Source organism: Dolichospermum sp. UHCC 0406, from assembly GCF_009712025.1.
Taxonomy (GTDB): Bacteria; Cyanobacteriota; Cyanobacteriia; order Cyanobacteriales; family Nostocaceae; genus Dolichospermum; species Dolichospermum lemmermannii.
The window spans coordinates 151,458-176,260 of record NZ_VILA01000016.1 but is presented as its reverse complement, the minus strand read 5'-3'; the positions used below and the strand labels follow the sequence as shown (position 1 = coordinate 176,260).

Genomic DNA, 24,803 nt, shown 5'->3' with positions numbered 1-24,803 from the left:
ATCCTCTAAAAGAACTAGAAAATTTTTGAACTTGTTTAGTTTACTTTAAGTAGGTGGGCGGAGGAAAATCAAAATATATTTCGTTTTTTGAAATGGCTAAAACCCAACGACAATAACCCATCGAGGTGAATTTACATATCGTTACACATTTTGGTTATTTCACGTCCACCTACTTAGTAAACTTTAGCTATTAGCCCGGAAATTCATTTTTAGGCGGGTCTGTCAGCCAAACAAATAAGCCATCCGTAGCTTAAGTTGACACCAATGAAGCCCACATTCCGCACCCCCCAGTGTCACAATCGGTAATTTCGGATTTTTGAATACCTTTGATGATAATTTTGATACAAAATCGTCGAAATCTTAGGTGGCGATCGCCGATCTCAAATCCCCAAACGACCATTTTTCGTTGTGTGACAGTTTAGGGTGCGGAAGGTCGGATGAAGCTCTTGCTTTACCCCTATCAATACTACGACTCCTGAATCCTTCTTTTTTTCGGACTTCTGACTCTTGCTATAAGTAATTGGACAAAAATATTTACAGTCATTGCGAGCGAAGGGAAGCAATCACAACCCTTGCGATTGCTTCATTTCACTTCGTTCCATTTGCAATGACATTGTGTAACTAATTCTGTCTCACTACTTATCACTATAAATTATTGGCATCTTAAATCCTAAATTACATGACTGACGAACAAGCAGAATTTACATTACCAATATTAAAAGTTTCTGGGTTAACAGTCTACCAAAGCAGCTATCTAGCTGTGCGAGATGTTTCCTTTGAATTGTTAGCAGGAACAGATACAGCCATAGTTGGTCCAAATGGGGCTGGGAAAAGTACCTTAATTAAAGCTATTTTAGATTTAATTCCCCGCAGTGCCGGAACAATTGAAGTTTTTGGTCGCCCAATTTCTAGATTAGCAAGTTTGCGGAATCAGTTGGGATATATGCCACAAAACTTTATTTTTGATCGCAGTTTTCCCATTTCAGTTAGTGAATTGGTAGCTTTAGGAATAGGGAATAAAAAACATTCATTTTTCTCGAAATTTTGGCAAGAAAAACGGGAAATATCAGCAGCAGTTACCACAGCTTTACACCGTACTGATGCTTATCGCTTGCGAAATCAGGCTATTGGGACTCTTAGCGGTGGTCAACTCAAACGGGTATTATTAGCTTATTGTTTGGTAACACCACGAAAGTTGTTAGTATTGGATGAAGCTTTTGCAGGGGTAGATGTCCAAGGAACAACGGATTTTTATGCTTTATTAAATGAATTAAAACGAGAAGAGAATTGGACGGTGTTGCAAGTTTCTCACGATATTGATATGGTAAGCCGTCATTGCGATCGCGTCATCTGTCTAAATCAAACTCTTGTCTGTTCTGGTAAACCGGAAATAGCCCTTTCCCCACAAAATCTTTTAGCTACTTATGGACCAGGTTTTAGTCGCTATGAACATCATCATTAGGGAATTGGTAATTGGTAATTGGTAATTGGTAATTGGTAATAAACTATTCTTCTTCCTTCTTTCTTCTTTCTTCTTTCTTCTTTGTTCTTTCTTCTTTGTTCTTTGTTCTTTCTTCTTTCTTCTTTCTTCTTTCTTCTTTGTTCTTTCTTCTTTGTTCTTTGTTCTTTGTTCTTTGTTCTTTGTTCTTTCTTCTTTGTTCTTTGTTCTTTCTTCTTTCTTCTTCCTCCTGAACTCCTGACTCCTGAACTCCTGACTCCTGACTCCTGACTCCTGACTCCTGACTCCTGACTCCTGACTCCTCTTATATGACCATTAACTATCATGATTTGCTGAATTTATTACAATTTCCCTTTATGCAGCGTGCCATTATGGGTGCTGTGTTAATGGGCATTTTAGGCGGTTTATTGGGTAGTTTTGTTACTTTACGACAATTATCCTTTTTTAGTCATGCCGTTGGTCATGCAGCCCTGGTAGGTGTGGCATTAGGGGTGTTACTCAACACTAATCCTACTTGGATGTTACTCCCTTTTACTTTAATTTTTGGGGTTGTTGTTCTCTACCTAATTGATAAGACTGATTTGGCTAGTGATAGCGTTCTCAGTATAGTGCTATCTGGGGCGTTAGCAATTGGTGTAATTCTCACCAGTTTTATTAAAGGATATCGCGGTAACTTAATGGGGGTACTATTTGGCGATATTTTGGCTATAGATAACACAGATTTAATTTTGACGCTATTGGTACTTGTTGGTAGTAGCGTTTTTTTATTATCAACTCTGCCACAACAGATTTTATTAACTCTTAATCCCGATGTTGCTCAAGTCCAAGGCGTGCCTGTGCAATTATATCGTTATGGATTCGTTGTTTTGCTTTCCCTCGCTGTAGCTGTGGCGATTAAAGCCGTTGGTGTGTTATTAGTAAATGCGTTTTTGGTAATTCCGGCTGCTACAGCCAAACTTATGAGTCACCATTTCAGCCGCTTTCTGATTCTATCGGTGGTTGTCGGCTGTAGCAGTAGTATCGCAGGAATGATGGTTTCTGGGTTATTTAATCTAGCTTCTGGTCCGAGTATTGTTTTTGTGCAGTTTCTGGTATTTGTGACTGTGTTTACCTGGGTGAAGTTGACAATGAAGGTTAGCTAAAATTATTTTAAATAACCCCTTGACTTATCTTTTTTTCTATGCTAAATTCAATATCGGTGGTGAAGAAAAAGCCCCCTGCCGGGATAGCTCAGTTGGTAGAGCAGAGGACTGAAAATCCTCGTGTCACGAGTTCAAGTCTCGTTCCTGGCATTTTATTAAAATAGCTGAAAGCCGCTGTTAATGAGACTAGAAGTGAAGGTAAAGCTGCTGTTTTCTATGATGGTGCTACTATTCCTTTACCACCAGAATTACCTATGGAACTAGAACTAGCAAAAGATTGACTATCCTTGATTATCAGTCATTCCTGTCAAAATAGTTAGCATTGTATGAAAAATATCACTCAAAAATACACAAAGTCAATAGCCTATTTCCGAGGTGAGTATTGGGATACAGCACTTTCCGGTTTTGTGAGGTACATATATAGCGGGCAAGATGCCCGCACTACAAGAGTTTCATAATTCAAGTTTGTATCTCATTAGAGCGAAATCTGCTGTATGTGAAGAAAGTTGTTGAGGAATTGCGCTTTGTAACTATTTTGGATAACTCTGAGGCATATTCCTTTAGACTAGGTTTCCATAGGAATATCAAAACATTGAAAATGGAGACTAGGACAAATGCCTACGGTAAATTTATGTTGCCATGAGTTTGTAGTTGCTATTTCCTCCGTCGCTTGTATAGTTGGTCTATGGTTATTGAAGGATCATAATCAAGCAATAGATGATTTTCAAGAAACAGAACAAAGTCTTTTAACAATGAGCTTTGCTTACTGGTTAGTATATTGCATCGCCTTTGGGATGGAAAAAGTATTTTTATTCAATTGGGAAGCTGTAATTATAACTTTGAGAATTACTACAGCTTTGTCATATTTCTTAACATTTTCTTGTATCTTGAGTTTGCCGTTACATAAATTTGCAGTTCATAAAATTGAAGAATAATCAAAAGTCAAGGTTAGAACTATATTTAGCTCCAACCTTGCCATTGTAAATTCATAATTTAGGCAATTCTCATAGCAATAGCGATAGCGAAGCGCTCCGTAGGAATCGCACCTTCGAGTTGTTCCTGGAGTAAAGTTGTGAGGATAAATACCTCTTGCACAGTTTTGCCTTGACGAGCAATGATTTTATAACCACCGCGAATGGGTACAGACACACGCAACTGCATTTTTGGTGCATGACCTCTAGCTCTACCAATCACCGCAGGTGTCACCGTCCCAATACCATCCTCTCGACACAAACGTTCTAAAATAGGAATTAGACCGGGAATATGGGTAGAGTGATTCCAAACTAGCCTACCATCGGTGGGTTTAGACATAATGATTAGGCTGCTTCCAGGGGAGCCATTGTCAACCCAGCCCGACGGAGTTGTTGGTGGTATAATTCCGCTTGTTCTTGGGGACCTGTCCAGACAATTGCTTGTCCTTCATGGTGGACTTGATTAGTGAGATCCCAAGCGAGATCCCCCGACATTCCCGGAATATACTTCATTAAACACTCAGCTACGTGCTGGAAAGTATTGAAATCATCATTCAATACAATTACCTTGTAATTAGGATAGGTTTTCCGAGTCACTTGATTAACTCGGTCAGGTGTCACAGTCGGTGCTGAAGCCATACTGTACACATCTGCAAGTCTTGTCACCATAGAAAAATGAGCCAAAAACGACGTTGTACAAACTGACATTAGAAATAACTAGTTTAATCCATTGCTGACTGAGTTAGTAGTCAGACACAAGCCGATAATGTGTAAAAATATTAATTTATATCTATGAAATAATTAACATTTTACCTTTTAATAACTTCGTATATGAGATATAGAATACAATTGAACTAAGAATATATAAACCTATAATAGGTGCGAAAATGAACACTTTTCTCCTCTATACAAGCGACTTTCATGCTTGGACTCAAGAACAGGTTAATTTACTCAAAACTCAACAATGGGATACATTAGATACTGTCAACCTAATTGAAGAATTAGAAACCTTGGGAAGAAAAGAAAGACAAGAATTCAGAAATAGATTAGCTGTGTTGCTAGGACATCTATTAAAATGGCAATTCCAAGCAGAAAAACGCAGTAGTATTTGGTTGAGTACGATTCGAGAACAACGGATTCAAATCAAACTACTTTTACAAGATAGTCCTAGTTTAAAACCTTATTTAGAGGAAGTTTTTCTCACCGCTTACGAATTAGGTTTAGCATTAGCAATGAGAGAAACTCAATTAGGTCAACAGGTATTTCCCGAAATATGTCCATACACTTGCGAACAAACCCTTAATTCTGAATTTTTACCAGATTAATATTTAGTTAAGGTAAACCACCTGACTTGATGATAAAGCTGTTTAAGTTAGAAGCTGTTTCTTCTGGTTTTCCAGATGCTGGAAAAATTAAAACACTCTTGACATCAGGATTATCTACTAATTCTTTTAAGCGATGGAATTGTTTCTCACTAATAGCAATTCCCGCCGAATTTTTCACATAATTTAGTTCCTCTTGAAAATTAGCATCATTATAAGCTTGGATAAATACTCTATCTACCTTCCATTTTTGCCAATCAGCCGCAAAATATCGTTTAGCCCAATAGGGGTTATGATGGCAAATATCAAAACTAACAGTTGAGTTAGCTTGTTTCATACCCATGATCATTTGCTGGACAAAAGTAGTTAACTTAGCAGTGCGATCTACTTTACCAGGTAATTCAGCATGATAACCTAAATAATCATCCCATTGGACAGCATCAATTTTGGGATACCTTTGGACAAATTCTACTAAGATATTTTTGAAGAAATTAGCAAGTTCAGGAATTTCCACATCAAGAACAGAATGATCAATGCCAGAATAAGTTTTATCTATGCCAGGGACAATCCATTTGTGAGAAATTGCTAAATCAAAAATCGGGCTATTTTTATCTATTTTGATTCCTTTTTCAAAATAAGCATGGACTTGCATACCTTGTTTATGTGCCTCATCAATTAGCCAATCTAGCCATTGATCTTGAAATAAATTTGGACAACTTTTATAACCTAAAGTTTGCTGCATCACCTTACTATTGTACATCGTACAACCATTACCCCAAACACCGTGAATAATAGTATTAAAACCTTGAGAATGGTAGTAACGGACTCTTTCACGAATCGTTTTTTCATCAGCATTATTAGTAATTTGATAACGACTTAAATAAATGCCTCTAATGACTTTTTTCTCCCAAGGAGTTGGAGGTAATGGTATTTTTTTAGGTATAATTTTTTTGATTGCAGCTTGTTTCTGATTAGGAGAGATATTGACAGGTTTTAATGGCGAAGAAGTAGGAATTAGAGAAGCAACTGGTGTAGGATTCAAAATTGGAATAGCAATTTGTTGCATCTGAGGTAAAAATTTGCTGATATCTAAATTTCCTCTCTGGCTTAACCACCAATAACCACCTCCGAAAATAACTATAACTAGAGAAAATGGAATATTTGCACATCCATATCCATTTGGTTCTTTTTTTGGTTGCGACATAGTAAGATGATAATTGTTTGCTAATTTCGTGTTATATACAACTTCTCAAAAATTAAATGACCCATAGACTTGATTAACATAATAAGCTACAAGTTTACTTTTTTCCTTTCCAGTTAAAAGTCGAAAAATCTGATCACAATTAAAAATAATCATCAGGGTTTACATCGTAAACCCCAAAGATACTAAACTTACCGCCAATCGTCCCAATTTTCGTTAAAAATAGAAGTATCAGGAAAAGCCGTAGGATTCCCATTTGCTTCCAACAGCTTTCTTAAAATTTGTAATTGTGGTTCTTGTTTAGGTAAATTATCAACCAATTGATAGGGTGCAATTCCTTGTTTTAGTGCAAAACTGGCCACAGTTCCCGCAGCAGCACCAGAAGACCATTCAAAGGAATGAACTCGATAAGCAGCAGCCGCAATATGACTTGTAGCAATACTTTTTCCTCCTACCAATAAATTATCGATTTTTTGGGGAATCATTGCCCGTAGGGCAATTTGGAAAGGATAAGCTTGTCCTGCACCGCGTCTTTCTCCAGCACGTTCAGTATTACCAGGTGCTTCTACTGGACTTTTTGCCATACATGGATGAAAATCTATGGCATAATGACCAATACCCACAGCATCAGGGTAAATTGTGGAACGAGTTCTTCGCATAGCTTTTTCTGGGGAAATTCCCCCCCTAATTACAGATGTTGCTTCCAAACCTGATACAGTTGCTTTTAAACTGCGATACATATTTGCTGGCAGAGTTTTCTGATAATATTGATCATTATAATTACGACGAGAAATATCAACTTCCCAAATGCCAAAACCATCCGGTTGTCCCCAACTAGGACGGCCAATAATCCGTCTTCCTTCCCTCATGTAGGGGTATTTAGATAACCCATGAACTGTCCCCATTGGCGAATCTAAACCTGTTAAGAAACGAATATTTGTTTGCGGTTGTTTAACACCATTACCTAGTTGAGAATCTGTAGTTCCTGCATATAACCAATAAAAAAAAGAAAATGCCTTTTCTTCAGCTTTACGCAGGGTTTCTGTGCGTAGTCCTCCTTGCCAACCTCCAGGTTTTAGCTGTCCAGAATTTTCTAATTGTTGACGAGTATAAATGAGATTATCTGCGGCTGTTCCCGGACGGTAATCATTTCCCCAAGTCCAGTTTTGCATGGAAATATCCCCTGGTGTGGGTGCAGTAAACTTCACCCCATTAAATGTAGTTGGTTGTCCTTTTTGGGGACTCCAAATTCGCCGATAGGTAAAGACTAAATCAAAGTTTGCTAATCGTTTTAATTCATAACTAAAATATGGTGAATATTGTAAATAAAATGGGGGCATTGTTTGTTGCTGCGCTGCTTTTGTTGCCTCCATTGCAAAGGTATAAGTGAAACCTTGGGTACAGTAAGGATCATTTGTAGTGCTAGAAGATGAAGGTTCAAGATAGGAACGGGCATCAATTCCTAGCCGATAGGGAACATCTGCTAAAGCGATAATTTCCCCGGTTTCACTTGCGTCTATAATGTACCATTTTCCTGGGTTATTTTGAGATTGTTTGGGGAGAAACTGAATAATAGTTTTACTCAAACGAGATGAGTTTTTATAACTATAAGCATCTTCAATGGTTTGAGATAAGGTATTAGTATTTAAAGGTGGTTGATTTTTTGCTGGTTGATGTTGAATTGCTATGGCGTTATTAATAATTTTGCCATCTTTGCTAATTTGTAGATCTTTAATTACCGTATTGGGAAACCATTGTAATTTTCCTTTACCTTTCTTTTCGGCATCTTCGAGCATTTGTGTCATGATATTGTGGGCATCACGAGGCAGAAAGCAGGAATCACTTACCCAACAATCTCCAGGATTAAGTTTGCCATATTTGCGCTCAATGCGGTTTCTTAATTCGGAATAACCGCGAGAATAGAATTGTTTATCTCGTTGAGTTGGTCTTTCGTCTAATGCAGATGTTCCTTGAGAAGAAATTTGTCCCCCTAACCAGTCGGTTATTTCTGTTAAACAAACTGTGCGTCCTGCAAGTAAACCTTCATAAGCTGTAGCGACTCCTGAGAGTCCACCACCCACAACGAGAAGCTCACAGTTAACGATTTTATCTGGGATACGTGGAGGGGTAGCGGTGACGGCATAAGGGATGAGAACGGTGGTAAATAGGCTGAAGCTGATGAACGTTTGCAAACGTTTTTTGTATCTACGGTTCATAGAAGAGGGATAGAGTGGAGTTGAAACCGAATAAGTTATGAAATTAAGGATTTTAGAAGTTTTAGGACTCCAAAATCCCCAATTCCTTGATAATATATGAAACTAACGCAATGCCGGCGGTAATCGTGGTCTACCTGTAGTAATTGCATAGTTAATTACTAACAATTGTAACCATAATCCTGGAAAGCGATTTTCTAACCAAGATTGATTCCATTTCAAAAATTGCGGCAACCATATTCCCAAAATAACACTGATGAAAGCATGACGAGCAAAGCTGACATAATTCCCAACCCAACGTAATAAATCTCGCCAACCAGCTAATTGCCAAATCCACAATAATAAAGCCGGATTTTTCATAGCTGCTTTCAAAGCTAGACGGTTAAAAGTGAACCAATCACAACGGTCTTTAATGAAATTATCAGTTACTTCTGGGGTTTCATCTGTTAATAAGCCAAAGAAAGTATTCAGCATCGAATTTATCATTTGGGGGGCGATAAATCTGCCCGTGGGAACCATCATTCCCTTAGAAAACAACCACATTACAGCCACATTGCTTTGGTAAGCTCGAATTTTATTTAAGTGCTGCTGACTCAATAAATCATGTTTAAGGGCAATATTTAACAGAGTAGTTAATCGGTCTAAATTGCGGACTAAAGAACCAAAACCAGTAAAAACTAGCGGAGATTGCAAAGAAGCAGCATCACCAATGGCAATTAATCTATCAACTGCAATTGTGCGATCGCTACTATCTGCGCTAAAATGTCCTGGGATATAGCCAAAAGTTGGTTTCCTCCAGACTAATTTATCTAGATCACAACGCCGATATTCTGGCAAAATTGTGAAAAAGTCCTCATACATTTCCAACAAAGAACCAGGATTTTCTTCATTTACTTCATGATAGTGAAATAGGTAAATTGTTAATTCTTCACCAACACCAGGAAACAACTCCCAAATTAACTGTCTACCTCTCGAAATATCCCCATGACTGTAAAGAACATCCCCATATTCAGAATCCCAAACCCCAGGCTCAAAGCCCTTTTCAATCACTGCTCCCACCGTTGGACACACACTATCAAAAGCCCTACCACCATTTAATTGCCAAGCAATTGGTGAAGCCGTTCCCATTGCGTCTATCAATAAACGTCCACTCACCTGCTGTTCATTACCAGTAGGCAAATGTTTAACGTTAATCGTAACTTGTGTAGGACTAATATTCACTTGGGAAAACTCCGTTTCATCCCAAATATCACCACCAGCAGCTTGAAGTTTTTGCCCACATAATGCCAGTAACCTTTCTGAATCTAAAGCTATATTTAGGACTGTGGGAGTATGGAGAACAGAGGATTTCAAATTAGAGGGATTATTACCATCAAAAAACTTATTAAAACCGTCTTTATATTCCCTAGAAATAATTTCTGCTAATTCAGCATTGGTGAGCAAACCCAAATTTATTAAACTTTGGATTTCATCACGGGAAATATTCCATTCTCGGTTCATTTTACCAAAAGGTAATCTTTCCACCAACAGCACCTTATAGCCCAATTTAGCCATGACTGCGGCATGAATTGACCCCAAAGCACCACCAATATAAATGAGGTCATACTGAGGACTAGCAGCAGGGGAGAGGATAGGTGATATTTCCTGACTATTCCCTTGATAAAATACTACTTGACGAGGCTTTTGAGGATTTCTTACCCCTTCTCGCCACCTTTGCTCCCACCAGTAAGCGCGCTTGAGGTCATATTCTCCATTAGGCATTTTCTGAAAATACTTGACAGTTAGAGGATAATAGGGTTCTAACTCTGCGAAAATTGATTTTTGGGGATCAATGACAGGTGGTTCTGGGTAGCAATTGGGAAAGCGACTTCTAATTTTCCGCGTTAGAGATTGGAGAATGCGTCTCTCCTGGGGAAAAGGTTTATCTCCCCAACGGAATACTTTTAGGTAAGTTGTCCGCTGCACCGACCACACAAATACAGATAGTTCTACGCTATTGGCAATGGTACTTTTAGCCGCACTTCCCAGCCGAAACCCATCTGGAGTGATGAATTTTTGACTATTTTCGACAACGAAATCTGTTTGTAGCCATTTGCTGACGGATACTGTATCGGGTGTAGGAATTTCTAAATAAAGAAGTTCTTGCATATTGTTCTGATATCTCATAACGAATCTACTCACTCAGACAGATTAAAAAAAGGCAGAAACTAGGTTAAACTCTGCGCTAATTAACTTCATAAAGATTCCATAAAGAATTTTAATCATTTATCAATTTTATTGTTCATGTTGTAAATTTCCTAAACCCATACCATGAATTATCCTATCCCAGACAGTCCCCAAGAAATATCTGCATTAAGAAAACAGCCAGTTGATGAAGAATTAGTGGCTGCGGTAATTGCTGGTGTAATTAGAGTAGTTCGCGCTCAGGGTCAGTCTTTAGATCAATTAACTACCCAGGTATTAGCGGATGATAAAATGTTAGATAGGCAACAAAGGCGCTGGTTAAGTCAGTTGGTTGCCCAAGCATGGGAAAATTTTCCTTAATGCGCTGATGATATACAAGTATGTAGACGAGAGAAGACTTCCACCCCCCTCATATCCAAATGCTACAGGGATGTGTGCTTTGAGTTTTGTTTAGTTGTTGTTTTGTCAAAACTAATATCTTTATAATACAACCACTTTCCGTCTTTCCTCCATCCTACTGTGTCGCCTAAGGACTGCCAAACTTTATCGTCATTTTTATTCAGTACATATTATTAAACTCAGGTGCCGCATTGTTAAATGTCATACATTAGCATTTTCGGGAATATCATAAATAATTGCTTGCCTAATTCAGTATTAGGGACTTCCAAGAAATAAAATCCCCAAAAATTTCTTGTAGTGCGGGCATACTATGGCTAACGCCACGCTGCGCTATCGACAAGCTCAGTACAAGTCTTGCCCGCTAATCATCAAGGACGGGCAGGATGCCCATCCCACAAAATTGGGTAATTTATTTTTTGGTGTTCCCTTAAACCTCGTCCAAGTTGAAAACTGGAGTTTTTCAAAAGGGAACAGGGAACGGGGAAGAGTATAGGATTTGGGAATAAAACCCAATTAAGAAAAAACTATGGGTTTCAAAGTAAACGCGGTTTAACACTAAATTTCCTGAATTTTTAGCGATTCCTACAGAGTGCTGTTTCTTTGAGTCTCGTAAGCGTTACACATTCAGATATAATAGGTGGCGGGAATAGGATTAAATTAATAGGACAAAAATTACTGAAAGTTAGAAAACAAAGGCTATTTAGTTAAACATAGATAGGGTTAACACTAAGCTGTTATTCTAATTTTTTTAATTTCTCCTTAACCTTTAATTATTTATTCCTTAAATAAACTGAGATAAATTCTCTTTATAGTCAGGAATTTACCGATTTTTTTAAAGCTCAAAAAGACTAAAATACCCATTGCGGACTAAGTAACAACAAACCTCTAATTGCCAATATAAAAATTATGAATTCAATTCAACTTAACCATGTCGGTACTATCAAATTAAGCGGCGCAGAAATTTCTGATTTTGACCCCATATCTCAACGCATTTTTGTGACTGGAGAATCTGCAAATAAACCTGTTCTCCAAGTAGTAGATGTTTCTGATGCAAATAACCCCACTCAAGTTACTAACATTGATCTTTCTAGCTTAGGTGCAGGAATTCAAAGTGTAGCCGTCAGAAAAGACATAGGAACTGGAAATAGCATTGTGGCGATCGCTATTTCTGCAAATACAAGTACCGACCCCGGTAAAATTGCTTTTTATGATGCTGTAACTCTCACTAAAATTTCCGAAGTGACAGTAGGTGCTTTACCTGATATGATCACTTTCACTGCGGATGGTAGCAAATTACTTGTCGCCAACGAAGGAGAACCCAGTGAAAATTATGCTATTGATCCAGAAGGTTCAATTAGTATCATTGATGTTTCTGGAAATATTGCCAGTTTAGATAATAGTAAAGTTACAACTGCAAATTTCACGACATTTAATGGGCAAAAAGAAACTTTAAAATCAGCCGGAGTCAGACTTTTTGGACTTAATGCCACCGTTGCTCAAGATTTAGAACCAGAGTATATAGCAATTTCTTCCGATGGCAAAACTGCATTTGTTACCCTACAAGAAAATAACGCCTTTGCAGTTTTAGACATTGCTACTGCTAATATTACTAAAATTGTTCCATTAGGTTTTAAAAATCATAATTTACCAGAAAATGGTCTTGATGCTAGTGATAGAGATGTTAATGGTACTTCTGGTGGTGGAGGTAAAATTAATATTCAAAATTGGCCAATTTTCGGGATGTATCAACCCGATGCAATTAGCTCTTTTCAAATTGCTGATAAGACCTATTATATCACCGCAAATGAAGGAGATGCGCGGATTCGTCCTACAGCAAATGGTACTTTTGGTAATGAAGGATCACTATTTAACGAAGAAGCAAGAGTTTCTAGTTTAAATCTTGATCCTACAGCTTTTCCTAATGCTACTGAGTTGAAAAAACCGGAAAAATTAGGACGTTTAACCGTTACCAATAAACTAGGAGATACCGACGGAGACGGAGACTTTGATCAACTTTATGCTTACGGTGCTCGTTCTTTCTCAATTTGGGATGATCAAGGTAAATTAGTATATGACAGTGGCGACCAAATTGAACAGATTCTCAAACAACAAACGCCTACATTTTTTAATGCTAATAATGGTTCTGCGGCTGAGTTTGATACTCGTTCCGATAATAAAGGCCCTGAACCAGAAAGTACAGTTGTTGGCGTAATTAATGGTATTCCTTATGGATTTGTGGGCTTAGAACGTGCGGGTGGTGGGGTAATGGTTTATAACCTCAGTAACCCCACTGCACCTCAATTTGTTCAGTATATTAGAACCGAAGGTGATGTCTCTCCTGAAGGTTTAAAATTCATCTCTGCGGAAAATAGTCCCAATTCTCGTCCCATGTTGGCAGTTTCTAATGAAGTTAGTAATACTGTTAGCTTTTATGAAATAGCTTCCCCACCAAAGTTAACTACTTATGAATTTCAAAATCTACCCAAATTAGGCACAACTTCCACCGGACAAGATATATTTTTGGGTGGGTTTTCTGGATTGTATTTCCAAGGTGTAGCGGATAATGGCAATCTCAAATTTGTTACTAATACAGATCGTGGTCCTAATGGTGAACCCACAGGTCAAAATAGACCGTTTTTCTTACCCAATTTTCAACCAGAAATAGTCAGTTTTGAACTTAATCAAACTACTAATCAAATCACCATTACCAAAAGAACTGGGTTATTTCGTGAAGATGGTACAACTCCATTAACTGGACTTCCCAATGTCCAAGCTGGGGCTGCTGGAACAGCTTACACTGATGAAATTGGGGTTGATTTAAATGGTCAAATCTTACCTAATGATACTTTAGGGGCTGATGTTGAAGGTATCGTCATTGCGAAAAATGGCGACTATTGGCTGGTAGATGAATATCGTCCCGCAATTTACCATTTCGATGTCAATGGGAAATTACTTGATCGTTTTGTTCCCCAAGGAACAGCAATAGCAACAGAACCAGATCAACCCGCAGGAACTTTTGGAACTGAGGTATTACCAGCAGTTTATGCCCAAAGACGGGCAAATCGGGGCTTTGAAGCAATAGCATTAGAAGGTAACAAACTATATGCTTTTATTCAAAGTGCAATTGATAATCCCGATAATGGCACTGATACAACTTCCAGAAATTCCCGCAATTTGCGAATTCTGGAATTTGACATAGTTTCTAAACAGGTAACTGGTGAATATCTCTATCTCTTGGATGATATTACAGGCAGTGGTAATGCCAAAACTGATAAAATTGGTGATGCTGTTGCCTTGGGTAATGGTAAATTTGCCGTTGTAGAACGAGATGATAGAAGTGATAATACTTCCAATAAACTTATCTATCAAATAGATTTAGCAACAGCGACTAATATCAATAATCCTGCTAACTTTACTTTGCCAAGTGGTAAGACTATTGAACAATTAAGCGCGGCTGAATTAACTACCGCTGGAATTATTGCTGCTAACAAAACTTTAATAGTTAATGCAGCGCAAGTAGGTTACACCGGAGTTGAAAAATTAGAAGGTTTGGCATTAGTAGCACCCAATATTCTGGCTGTGATTAATGATAATGATTTTAATGTCGCAGGAACAACAATTCCTGAAAAATTAGGCATTATTGAACTACCTAATAATCTACCTGTTACTATTAGTGGTACTTCTGGAAACGATGTATTATTAGCATCTGCCAGCGGTTATACTCTCCTGGGTTTAGCAGGTAATGACTCCATTGATGGTGTCACAGGAACAGGTGACAATATCCTAGATGGTGGTGAAGGTGATGATGAAATCTTTGCTAAGGAAAATGATACGGCTTTAGGTGGTGAAGGCAATGATCAAATATTCTCCGATGGTCAAGGTAATAATATTTTATCAGGTGGTGAAGGCAATGATCAAATATTCCCTGATCAGAATGACAAAGTATTTAGTGATGCTGGTAATGATATAATTTACTCCGGTCTTGGTGGTAACACCTTAACAGGTGGTGATGGTCAAGATACCTTTTGGTTAGCTAATGCTGCATATCTGCAAAGTCCCAACATAATTACCGATTTTAATCCAGCACAAGATTTATTAAACGTTAATGTTGATGGGTTTAAGGACATAAATCAACTTACACTTTCACCCCAGGGAGATTACACCTTAATTAGTGCGAATAGTAATCCCTTAGCTATTCTGAAGAATTATGAATTACCACAGTTTGCTATCACCTCAGCTTCAGCAACAGAAGGAAATATCATAATTTTCACTGTCACTCGGACAGGAAATAATTCATCTTCACAAAGTGTAACTGTAACTACCTCTATTGCTACAGGTGATACAGCCAGTGATACTGACTTGACTGCAAAAACAGCAACTTTGACTTTTGCACCGGGAGAGACTACTACAACCTTTTCTGTCCAAACAACTCCAGATGTCCTGTTTGAAGGAAATGAGACATTTACTGTCAGTTTAAGTAATCCTACAAATGTATCAATCATTAGTTCTACAAACGCCACAGCCCAAGGAACTATTACTAATGATGATCCAGCCCCCATATTTAGCATTGCTACCGCTGAGGCATCAGAAGGAAATGCTATCAACTTTACTGTAACTCGAACAGGAGATGCCCAGGCTCAACAAAGTGTGACTGTAGTTACCTCTATTGCTACAGGTGATACAGCCAGTGATACCGACTTGACTGCAAAAACGGAAACTCTGACTTTTGCACAGGGAGAAACTACTAAAATCTTTGCTGTCCAAACAACTCCAGATGCCCTATTTGAAGACCAAGAAACTTTTACTGCTAGTTTAAGCAATGCTACCAATGGTGCAATCATTAGTTCCACCAACGCTACAGCGAAAGGAACAATTAATAATGATGATACTGCACCCGTATTTAGTATTGCTGCTGCTTCCGCAACGGAAGGAAGTGAGGTAAATTTCACTATCACTCGTACAGGTGATGCTCAAGCTAACCAAAGTGTGACTGTAGCCACTTCTATTGCGACAGATGATACAGCTAGTACCAGTGACTTGACGGCAAAAACGGAGACTTTAACTTTTGCACCTGGAGAGACTACTACAACCTTTACTGTCCAAACAACTCAAGATACCCTATTTGAAGGCAATGAGACTTTTACTGTCAGTTTGAGTAATCCTAATAATGGTGCAGTTGTTAGTTCCACCAACGCTACAGCGAAAGGAACAATTAATAATGATGACGCTGCACCCAACAAAAAACCAAATCTGCAAAGCTTCACCCAAAATGGACAAGAAGATCAAATAATTAGTTTTGGTATTGGAGACTTCAAAGACAAGGGTAAATACCAAGACGAAGACAATAATGATTTAATGGCAATTAAGGTAATAAGTTTACCAACCGCTGGAAGCCTGACTTTTGTTGATGGTCAACAAGTGACTGTCAATCAAGAGATATCAGTTGATGACCTAGCTAATCTGCGATATAATCCCGTTCTTAATGCTAATGGTAATGTTGCCACATTGACAGTAGCAGCGATTGATAATGGTACTCCAAAAGCAGAATCTGATCCTGCTACCATCACAATCAATCTGACTCCGGTAAATGATCCTCCCGTTGCACAAAATGATCAATTATCTGTCAGTCAAGGAAGTGCGGGAACTATCAACCCTTTAAACAATGATAGTGACCCTGAAGGAGATAGTTTAAAGCTCACCGGCAAAACCGACGGTAAATATGGCAAAGTTGAGATCAATGGCAATAATTTGACCTATACGCTGTTAGATGGCAATTATTTGGGCAATGATGTCTTTAGTTACACTGTCTCTGATGGTAGTCTTTCCGCAAGTGCTGATGTTAGGGTAACGGTTACGGGTAAAGCTACAACTGCTACAGTAGCACCAACTCAGCTAATCTCAATTGCTCCTGTTGATAAACTGATTCCCAAGGAAGCAGGTACATTAACTGGTATTGTTGATAAATTGGGCTACGAATTTCCTAATAACTACAACCCATCCCTTGTCAAAAACTCCCTGCAAAATGCCCTAAATCAGACCACCGCAGCTTTTAATAATCTGTTCGGTCTCTATGAGGTGGATGATGTAACGGGGTCTGTAAATGGCATTAAACCCGGGGAAATCGGTTATGCGAAAGCCGCTTTGAGTAAGGTAGTAGATAACTTTATTGTGCGGGTAGGGGGTTCAAGTAGTGGTGCTGCGAGTGATGTCATTGTCAATGGTGGTAAAATCTATTCTCCCTTTGTAATTGCCAATGGTGGTAACTTCTCCGGTAATCTCCAAGCAGCGATTAATGCTTTCTTTGCTGCGAACCCTAATAATAGTCCGGCTACCGCGCAAAATTACACGACTTTACCTGTAGCCTATTTTAGCTTTGGGGTAGCTAACCCGGACGGTGCGGCTCATTTAAGAAGTTTTGGGAATAATACCTTTGGTTTTGAAGATTTACCTGCGGGTGTGGGGGTAAGTGACTACGATTTTAATGATGCGGTTTTCTCCTTTGGAGCGGTCGTCTAGTTTGTCCTATTCTAGATCATGATCATCGTCTCTGTACTTAGCCGCTAAGTTCAATTGTCAAAGCTAGTTGATAGAGATAGCGACGAGATAAACCCGTATCCTTTGCTATCTCACGACTAGCTTGAGAACGAGAAATACCCTGTTTAATCATTGATAATAGTTCGTTTTTTAATTCAGTTTCTGTGAGTTGAGGTTTACTAGGTGGATTTCCAGCTACTAAAAGAGTATATTCTCCTTGGGGTTCTTTGTCTTGGTAATGGGTAATCCCCTCGGCAATTGTTCCTCGCCAAAATTCCTCGTATAATTTAGTTAGCTCCCGTGCTATTACTAGAGAGCGATCGCTTCCTAAAACTGTCCCCAAATCGGCTAAAGTATCCCGCAATCGGTGAGGTGATTCATAGAAAACCAAAGTTCGAGATTCACCTTGCAAAGATTCCAAATATTTCTGGCGTTGTTGACTTTTAGCCGGCAAAAAACCATCAAAAATAAACCTATCTGTGGGTAATCCCGCCGCACTCAAAGCCGTAATTACAGCACTTGCACCGGGGATAGGCACAACAGTGATACCATTATCAATACAAGCCTTAATTAACTCATATCCTGGGTCAGAAATTCCCGGCATTCCCGCATCACTTACCAAAGCGATCGCTTTACCATATTGTAAATGCTCTAATAATTCAGGAATACGACTATTACTATTATGTTCATGGTAACTAACTTGGGGAGTTTTCACTTGAAAATGCTGTAGTAATCTGCCTGTGTGGCGTGTGTCTTCTGCCGCAATCATATCCACTGCTTGCAAAATTCTCACGGCTCTAAAAGTCATATCTTCTAGATTACCAATGGGTGTAGCGACAATATAAAGTGTTCCTGGTTTTGGTTCAGTTTGCATATTAATTTAACAAAGTTATCAATGATCAAATCTGGCTTATTTGTGGGTTTAATTACCTTAGATTTAATTTATCTCGCGGACTCTTCCCCCCAAAATAATCAAAAACTTGTTGCCACTGACTATACTGTAGCAGCAGGAGGACCAGCAACAAATGCCGCCGTCACCTTGAGTCATTTAGGCAACCAAGCTACAGTTTTAGGTGTATTGGGTTCCCACGATATTACACAGCTAATTCGTAGCGATTTAGAGAATTACCAAGTCGCAATTATTGACTTAGACTCCCATCGCCATACACCACCACCCGTTTCTTCAATTATTGTTACGCAAGCTACAGGAGAAAGAGCGGTAATTTCTATTAATGCCATCAAAACTCAGGCAAATATTACCTCTATCCCCGCAAATATCTTACAAAATATTGATATTGTCTTAATTGACGGACATCAAATAGAAGTTAGCAAAATCATTGCCCAAATGGCTAAAAAACAAAATATTCCCGTTGTCATTGATGGTGGTAGCTGGAAACCAGGATTTGCAGAAATATTACCTTTTGTAAACTATGCTATTTGTTCTGCTAATTTCTATCCCCCTAACTGCAAAAATCAGCAAGATGTTTTTGCCTATTTGCAAAATTTTAACATTCCTCACATTGCCATTACTCAAGGGGAAAATCCCATTCAATACTTAAATTGTAGTCAATTTGGTGTGGTAAATGTGCCAAAAATCCAGCCCGTTGATACACTAGGAGCAGGAGATATTTTTCACGGTGCTTTCTGTCACTATATCCTGGAAACAAATTTTATAGAAGCATTAGCACTAGCTGGTAATACTGCTACGGAAGCGTGTAAATATTTCGGTACGCGCCCTTGGCTAAATTCAAATATTTAATGTTCATTTTTCCTATTCCACCCAAATTTATCCTCAAATGAAAGACCTATCCGAAATATTAACAATTGCGCGGTCAGTTGGTTGGGGTGCAGCCAGTCTCCTCAGTTCTTATTATCATGGTACTATCGCTGCACCAAATTTAGATATTCAATATAAAGACAATGAACCCGTTACAGTTGCAGATTTGGCTGTTAGTGAATATATCTTGTCACAGCTACAAGCCGCTTTCGGGAATGAAGACTTTGGATATATCAGCGAAGAAACTCATAAATCAGAACAGGGAAAAAATCCTGCTGAGTGGGTATGGATAATTGATCCATTAGATGGGACAAGAGACTTTATCAACAAAACTGGAGAATATGCCATTCATATTGCCTTAGTGCAAGGAACACAGACAATGTTAGCCGTCGTGGCAGTTCCAGAGACACAAAAGTTGTATTATGCCACCAGAGGCAGTGGGACTTTTATCGAAACCACAACTGGTTCTATGCCTGTGCGACTTAACTCCCATAAAAATATCCAAGATCTAATTTTGGTTGTTAGTCGCTCACACCGCAACGATAGGTTAGAATATCTCTTACAGCACTTGCCCTGTCAAAATCAAAAAGCGATTGGTAGCGTCGGTTGCAAAATTGCGGCAATAGTTGAACAGCAAGCAGATGTTTATATTTCCCTTGCCGGTAAATCCGCACCGAAAGACTGGGATATGGCTGCTCCCGAACTTATATTAACGGAAGCAGGTGGCAAGTTTACCCATTTTGACTGCACGCCATTAAAATACAACACCGGCGACATTCATCAATGGGGGGAATTACTGGCGAGTAATGTTCAAAATCATGAGGAACTATGTCAAGAAGCACAAAGCATTCTCACACGGTTTGCTTCCCGCTAAAATAGTATTGATCGGGGCAAATTCCCTAACAATGCTCAAAGTTTTGTGGGGAAATTTTGCTCATCATGGGTTAATATTCTCATATAGTGTTATAATGGGGGAGGTAAGGATTATTTTCGGTTGAGATCGCAATCGCTATTAAGTCCAGTAAAAAAAATTAAAATCTAGAGTATCCAGCAGATACAGTCCTAGACTAAACGCCGCTGGAATATTTTACTTTGACTTTAGTTCTCAAATATTAATTTAAACTACGGAGGAACAGGAATGACACAAGTGGTCTTAGGTGAAAATGAAGGAATTGAATCAGCACTGCGAAGATTTAAGCGGGAAGTTTCCAAAGCGGGAATTTTCCAAGATATGCGGAAAAAGCGTCACTTTGAGACACCTTTAGAAAAAGAAAAGCGCAAAGCTATAGCTAGACACAAACAACGTCGTCAACAACGTTCTCGCTTCAAACGATAAGTTTTTAGTCTTGTCTGCTGCAACTGGAAATCCCGACGGATTTCCTGTTAATTGAAACAAATTACAAGTAGTTACTAATGATATCAAGTACAATTTATGCAGTGGTTAGGGGCGAGTTTATCCTGCCCCTATTTGATTTTTTGTGCAATTAACTGCTAGATTTCAGCGATCGCTCGTTCAATTAAGCGGCGTGCTAATGTCTGCGTACCTGTGTGTTCATAGTAGTTTGTAGACACGTCTAGGAATGCGGCTACATAGTCCAATTTATCATCAGCAAAGTCGAGAAAACCTTTGCAATGTCCTAAGACTTTTTGGGCTGTTAAAGCATTAGCTGTAACAATACCATTCATCCAGCCTTTAACTCCGTCTAAACTGTTGCCAATAAAGTCGATTTTACCACCCACACCATTACCGGGAATTGTATCTTGGATGGTTCTAAAAGTCGGGTTTTGTTGTAACTCTTGAGGGTTCATTTGACTAATCATTGATAATGATTTATCAATGAAGTCGGGTCCGAGGGGAATTAAACCATCAACACAAATTAATGCCACCATGCGGATCAGTGATTCGCCACCATACTCACCTAAAGCAGCAACAAAATCACCAATGCTGTCCCCAGGAATGCCATTAATTTGACAAAAGGCGACTAATTCAGCAACTACTTTCAAGGTTAAGTCAATAGTTTGCGCTTTGTCAGGTTTGGGGGTCAAAGAGTTTAAAAAACCGAACAGGGGAATTGTTTGACCAACTTTGTTAGCTAAAGCGGCTGCACCTAAAACTTTATCTGTACCGTCAACGGTTTGATACAGCCAGAGGGCGGTTTGATAGCCTTGGGATTTGTCGTTAAATAGATAAATCGCTCTTTCGCCAATTTGTTGAATTAGGTCTTCGTCAGTTTCACCAGTAACAGTTTTAATGGTATTCACAAAACCAACAGTATTTTGCCATTCACCAGGAGCAACAAAATCTAAAGCATTCAACATGGAAACAGTCAAGTTACTGCTAGGAAGTTCATCAACTAACTGCTGAATTGGTTTACTCACAAAAGTCTCCTTATCTATGTTTTGTATTAATGTCAGTTGCTAATCAGGAAAGCGGTTGCTGACCTATTTCAACTTTGCTAAACCATCGAGATTAAATTTTTCTATCCAGGCTGCGCGATCGCTCGCAGTAAATGATGGACTTTTAGAAATTACCTTGACTTGGTACTTATCCACCAAAACCGAAGTTTGAGTGTTACCAACTTTTACCGCAGGATAACCGCCTATTTTTTCAGTGCTGTTAGCAAATTTAGCTGCTGCTCCTGGTATGCTGCTAGTATCAGAAATAGCGAGTTGAGCAACTACTTTGCCACCTTTTTTCAAGTTTGCTTCAGAAAAGCCTTTTTTCTCTTGGGTATAGACACGATCATAGCCATCTTCGCTACTGGGGAAGAATTTATTTAATTTACTACCCTGAGTTGCACTTTTAACTACTGCCTGTCCACTTCTTTGCTTGGTACTTTCCTGTTGTACTTGATCAAAACGACTAGGTGCTTTTGTCGAGCAGGCTGTAGTTAGTAGTACGATTGATAGCAATACAGCAGCTAAAACTCTCCGCCCATGATTTTTCACCATTTTTGGCTTCTCCTTAATACTTGAGCTTGTGAGGCAATTATCAACTATTTTGCCATTTACAAACTAGAAATTTACTTTTAAATAATACTACGCAAGACGTTGAGCTATCACTGCATACAAAGGATCTCCGCCTGGTACCCCCAACCACTGTAAAAAACCTGGTGCTGCTGACTTTGAGCAAATCACTTCTGGGGTGGTGAATCCAGGAACTGAGGCAAAATAGCCCTTGACCAATTTTACTCTAAAAGCTTCCGAACCGTCTCGCCAGACTTGAATTGCCTTTTGAAAAAACATCCGGTTAGAAAAACTAATAATTGCTATCCCACCGGGTTTAAGAATGCGGTGTATTTCCGAAAATATAGCCTCTGGGTATTGGATATATTGCACAGAAACACAGTTAATAACAGCATCAAAGTCTTGATCTGGAAAAGGTAACTGGGGATTTGTGTTGATATTTTGGACAAAGTAATGATTTAACTGGGGATTCCGGGCTAATTCTTCAGCATTTAGTCCATGTCCTGCTACATGAGCAAAATCTATATCTGTGGGTAGATGCGATACCCAACTACTCATCAAATCAAGAATACGAGTATTTGATTGCAGTCGCTGACGATATAAATCAGTTAATTGTTGAATAAAACCCTCATCTACATGAGTGACAAAGCGAGGGTAACTATAGAATAACAGATCATCCGATTCATCTAATTTAATGCGTTGACTTGGTTGCAGGAGCATAAACGTCTTTTTTCCCCGATTGGAAAATTTTGAATAGTATTCTAATTGATAAGTTATTTTTGATAACTTAACTTATTCTACATGAGTAAATACTATATTTACTATTCATAAATGTTTTTTAAATCACCCCTAATTATTTTGATTATCCAATTAATTCGGCTATTTTGGCAATTACCATATCCCAAGTTGTTAATTTGGCTACTTCCTTTGTTGTTATTTACTTCTGGGGAAACCAGTCTCATGGCTCATGATGAAACCCTTTATGCGTTAAGAGCCAGACAAATGTTTGAAACTGGTGACTGGGTATCTCCTTGGGGTAATCCTCATCATAAAACCCCTGGTTTTTATTGGTTAATTGCTATTTTTTATCAGCTATTTGGTGTTAGTGATACAACTGCGCGAATACCGGCAATGATTGCGGGAATTTTGAGCATATTTGTTATTTATAAAGTTGGGAAAATTTTACTATCTCAAGAATTAGCATTTTTGGGAATTATGATTTTAAATGTAGCATTTTTGTGGTTAGAATATTGTCGGTTAGCCACACCAGATGTCCCAACTATCTTATTAGTATTTATGGGAATTTTCTCCCTATTAAAATCTGACATAGATCCTCGAAAACGATATTTTTATGGTTTTATAACTGGGTTAAGTTTTGGCTTAGGCTTTTTAATGAGAAGCTTAATGATTTTTTTACCAATGATAGCATTATTACCTTATTTAATTATAGATCATCGCCGTCATCGTCATTTAACTAACCCCATGTTGTATTTAGGGTTTTTAGTGGGTTTAATTCCTAGCTTAATTTGGCTTTATTTTAGTTGGTTGCGTTATGGTAGCGATAGTATTGGGGCTTTATTGGGATTTGTCATAGAACTAGGTAGTCATGAACAACATAAAAATGGCATTTTCTTTTATGTGTGGAATCTAGCTTTAAAATCTTTTCCTTGGTTATTTTTTAGTTTATTAGGTTTAGTATTAGTCATACGGCGTTCAATTTCTAAATATCCATTAATATTAATCGGGTTTCCTGTTGTCTTATTTACTGAATTGAGTATATTTTCTACTCGTTTCTCTCATTATAGTCTTGGCATTTATCCATTTATTGCCTTTCTAGCTGCGGTGGGTTTAGATTGGTTAGGAAAAATTTACCAAAAAGGATTTGATGATCAATATTCATCTCACAAGATAGTTTATTTACCCAGAAATATTAGTTATGCTTGGGGAATATTAGGCGTTATTTTAGTTTTAGCTGGAACAGGTATTTTAATTTGGGGTGAAGTAGATATTCACAAATATGCAATTCTAGGAATATATTCTGGTTTTGGCAGCTTAATTGTACCATTAATCTGGATAGGTAATTTTCACTATCACCACAAGTTTTTGACTTCTCGTTATTGGCTAGGTGGATTATTAATTAGTTGTTGGTTATCTCTAGCTACAGCGGGTAATTTAGGTTTATTAGGTGATTTTAACCCGAATTTTAGAGTATTTTATCAACAAGAATCAATTAATAAAATTTTGCATAATCATCCTATTAACTTTGTCAAAGGAACAGGATTTAATGATAAAGAATCTCTGTTAATTTACTTTTATACACCCCAGCATGGTAAAAGTGTAGATTCAATTTCTCAGTTACCTATTTTTAGTTATGCTTGGATTTATCAACCAAGTTTTGTTAAGTTACCAATACCTTATCGGATTATTGGTAGTTTTAAAGATTATCAATTAATTCAGATTTTATCTGCAAATAATTCTGATAAGTGAAAATATAGAATACAGCACTTCCCGGTGTTATTAGGTACATATCTAGCGGGCAAGACTTGTACTGAGCTTGTTGATAGCGCAGCGTGGCGTTAGCCATAGTATGCCCGCACTACAAGAGTTTCATGATTCAACTTTGTACCTCATAAG

20 protein-coding genes and 1 tRNA gene are annotated in these 24,803 nt (G+C 38.3%); 11 read left to right on the top strand and 10 right to left on the bottom strand.

All coding sequences use genetic code 11. The features are described 5' to 3' along the window. Window positions 1-679: 679 nt before the first annotated feature. Window positions 680-1,462, top strand: a complete 783-nt coding sequence (locus tag FJR09_RS15245) for a metal ABC transporter ATP-binding protein (protein WP_168653869.1) — start codon at window positions 680-682, stop codon at window positions 1,460-1,462. On the opposite strand, the gene FJR09_RS15240 is transcribed toward FJR09_RS15245, so the two are convergent. Further along, on the bottom strand, window positions 1,459-1,785 hold the full coding sequence (locus tag FJR09_RS15240) for a hypothetical protein (protein WP_168654117.1): 327 nt from the start codon (window positions 1,783-1,785) through the stop codon (window positions 1,459-1,461). The genes FJR09_RS15245 and FJR09_RS15240 overlap by 4 nt on opposite strands. Between FJR09_RS15240 and FJR09_RS15235 the strand changes: the two genes are divergently transcribed. The 3 genes from FJR09_RS15235 (at window position 1,768) to FJR09_RS15225 (ending at window position 3,536) form a co-directional block, all read left to right on the top strand. After that, the gene (locus FJR09_RS15235) at window positions 1,768-2,601 is read left to right on the top strand and encodes a metal ABC transporter permease (protein ID WP_015078684.1); all 834 of its coding nucleotides are present in this window, start codon (window positions 1,768-1,770) and stop codon (window positions 2,599-2,601) included. The two genes, FJR09_RS15240 and FJR09_RS15235, sit on opposite strands and share 18 nt — an antisense overlap. A 77-nt stretch (window positions 2,602-2,678) precedes the next feature. Next, window positions 2,679-2,751 (top strand) — tRNA-Phe (locus tag FJR09_RS15230). A gap of 464 nt (window positions 2,752-3,215) precedes the next feature. Next, on the top strand, window positions 3,216-3,536 hold the full coding sequence (locus tag FJR09_RS15225; RefSeq protein WP_015078685.1) for a hypothetical protein: 321 nt from the start codon (window positions 3,216-3,218) through the stop codon (window positions 3,534-3,536). A 58-nt stretch (window positions 3,537-3,594) separates the two neighbouring features. Here the strand turns inward: FJR09_RS15225 and FJR09_RS15220 are convergent, their stop codons facing one another. Both FJR09_RS15220 and clpS read right to left on the bottom strand, forming a co-directional pair. Beyond that, entirely contained in the window at window positions 3,595-3,912 is a 318-nt protein-coding gene (locus FJR09_RS15220) for a DUF2103 domain-containing protein (protein ID WP_015078686.1), read from the bottom strand. A 5-nt stretch (window positions 3,913-3,917) separates the two neighbouring features. Next, window positions 3,918-4,241 (bottom strand): ATP-dependent Clp protease adapter ClpS, encoded by a 324-nt coding sequence (clpS, locus tag FJR09_RS15215; protein ID WP_148766963.1) that lies wholly within the window; start codon window positions 4,239-4,241, stop codon window positions 3,918-3,920. A gap of 218 nt (window positions 4,242-4,459) precedes the next feature. Between clpS and FJR09_RS15210 the strand changes: the two genes are divergently transcribed. Continuing rightward, window positions 4,460-4,897: a DUF29 domain-containing protein gene (locus tag FJR09_RS15210; RefSeq protein ID WP_015078688.1), complete on the top strand. Its 438-nt coding sequence runs from the start codon at window positions 4,460-4,462 to the stop codon at window positions 4,895-4,897. 7 nt (window positions 4,898-4,904) lie between these two features. On the opposite strand, the gene FJR09_RS15205 is transcribed toward FJR09_RS15210, so the two are convergent. From FJR09_RS15205 to FJR09_RS15195, 3 genes are all read right to left on the bottom strand, one after another. After that, window positions 4,905-6,098, bottom strand: a complete 1,194-nt coding sequence (locus FJR09_RS15205) for a family 10 glycosylhydrolase (RefSeq protein WP_168653875.1) — start codon at window positions 6,096-6,098, stop codon at window positions 4,905-4,907. A 188-nt stretch (window positions 6,099-6,286) separates the two neighbouring features. Beyond that, window positions 6,287-8,311: an FAD-dependent oxidoreductase gene (locus FJR09_RS15200; RefSeq protein ID WP_168653874.1), complete on the bottom strand. Its 2,025-nt coding sequence runs from the start codon at window positions 8,309-8,311 to the stop codon at window positions 6,287-6,289. 102 nt (window positions 8,312-8,413) lie between these two features. Then, on the bottom strand, window positions 8,414-10,456 hold the full coding sequence (locus FJR09_RS15195) for an NAD(P)/FAD-dependent oxidoreductase (protein ID WP_015078690.1): 2,043 nt from the start codon (window positions 10,454-10,456) through the stop codon (window positions 8,414-8,416). Between the two features lie 162 nt (window positions 10,457-10,618). Here FJR09_RS15195 and FJR09_RS15190 point away from each other — a divergent pair, with 162 nt between their 5' ends. Together FJR09_RS15190 and FJR09_RS15180 are read left to right on the top strand one after the other, a co-directional pair. Next, window positions 10,619-10,852: a hypothetical protein gene (locus tag FJR09_RS15190; protein WP_015078691.1), complete on the top strand. Its 234-nt coding sequence runs from the start codon at window positions 10,619-10,621 to the stop codon at window positions 10,850-10,852. Between the two features lie 945 nt (window positions 10,853-11,797). After that, window positions 11,798-17,407, top strand: coding sequence for a choice-of-anchor I family protein (locus FJR09_RS15180; RefSeq protein ID WP_168653873.1), 5,610 nt, complete (start codon window positions 11,798-11,800; stop codon window positions 17,405-17,407). 37 nt (window positions 17,408-17,444) lie between these two features. Here the strand turns inward: FJR09_RS15180 and rsmI are convergent, their stop codons facing one another. Beyond that, on the bottom strand, window positions 17,445-18,299 hold the full coding sequence (gene rsmI, locus FJR09_RS15175) for a 16S rRNA (cytidine(1402)-2'-O)-methyltransferase (protein ID WP_015078694.1): 855 nt from the start codon (window positions 18,297-18,299) through the stop codon (window positions 17,445-17,447). Between the two features lie 21 nt (window positions 18,300-18,320). Here rsmI and FJR09_RS15170 point away from each other — a divergent pair, with 21 nt between their 5' ends. From FJR09_RS15170 to rpsU, 3 genes are all read left to right on the top strand, one after another. Beyond that, a complete protein-coding gene (locus tag FJR09_RS15170) occupies window positions 18,321-19,184 on the top strand; it encodes a sugar kinase (protein WP_015078695.1) in 864 nt (287 codons plus the stop codon). Window positions 19,185-19,221: 37 nt separating this feature from the next. Beyond that, window positions 19,222-20,076 (top strand): 3'(2'),5'-bisphosphate nucleotidase CysQ, encoded by an 855-nt coding sequence (locus tag FJR09_RS15165; RefSeq protein ID WP_015078696.1) that lies wholly within the window; start codon window positions 19,222-19,224, stop codon window positions 20,074-20,076. A gap of 264 nt (window positions 20,077-20,340) precedes the next feature. Then, entirely contained in the window at window positions 20,341-20,538 is a 198-nt protein-coding gene (rpsU, locus tag FJR09_RS15160) for a 30S ribosomal protein S21 (RefSeq protein WP_015078697.1), read from the top strand. Window positions 20,539-20,693: 155 nt separating this feature from the next. On the opposite strand, the gene FJR09_RS15155 is transcribed toward rpsU, so the two are convergent. The 3 genes from FJR09_RS15155 to FJR09_RS15145 form a co-directional block, all read right to left on the bottom strand. Continuing rightward, complete coding sequence (locus tag FJR09_RS15155; RefSeq protein ID WP_015078698.1) at window positions 20,694-21,581, bottom strand: hypothetical protein; 888 nt, start codon at window positions 21,579-21,581, stop codon at window positions 20,694-20,696. Window positions 21,582-21,644: 63 nt separating this feature from the next. Beyond that, a complete protein-coding gene (locus FJR09_RS15150) occupies window positions 21,645-22,154 on the bottom strand; it encodes a hypothetical protein (RefSeq protein WP_015078699.1) in 510 nt (169 codons plus the stop codon). A gap of 87 nt (window positions 22,155-22,241) precedes the next feature. Further along, window positions 22,242-22,889 (bottom strand): class I SAM-dependent methyltransferase, encoded by a 648-nt coding sequence (locus tag FJR09_RS15145; protein ID WP_015078700.1) that lies wholly within the window; start codon window positions 22,887-22,889, stop codon window positions 22,242-22,244. A 111-nt stretch (window positions 22,890-23,000) separates the two neighbouring features. On the opposite strand from FJR09_RS15145, the gene FJR09_RS15140 reads away from it, so the two are divergent. Further along, window positions 23,001-24,656 (top strand): glycosyltransferase family 39 protein, encoded by a 1,656-nt coding sequence (locus FJR09_RS15140; RefSeq protein ID WP_168653872.1) that lies wholly within the window; start codon window positions 23,001-23,003, stop codon window positions 24,654-24,656. Window positions 24,657-24,803 lie beyond the last annotated feature (147 nt).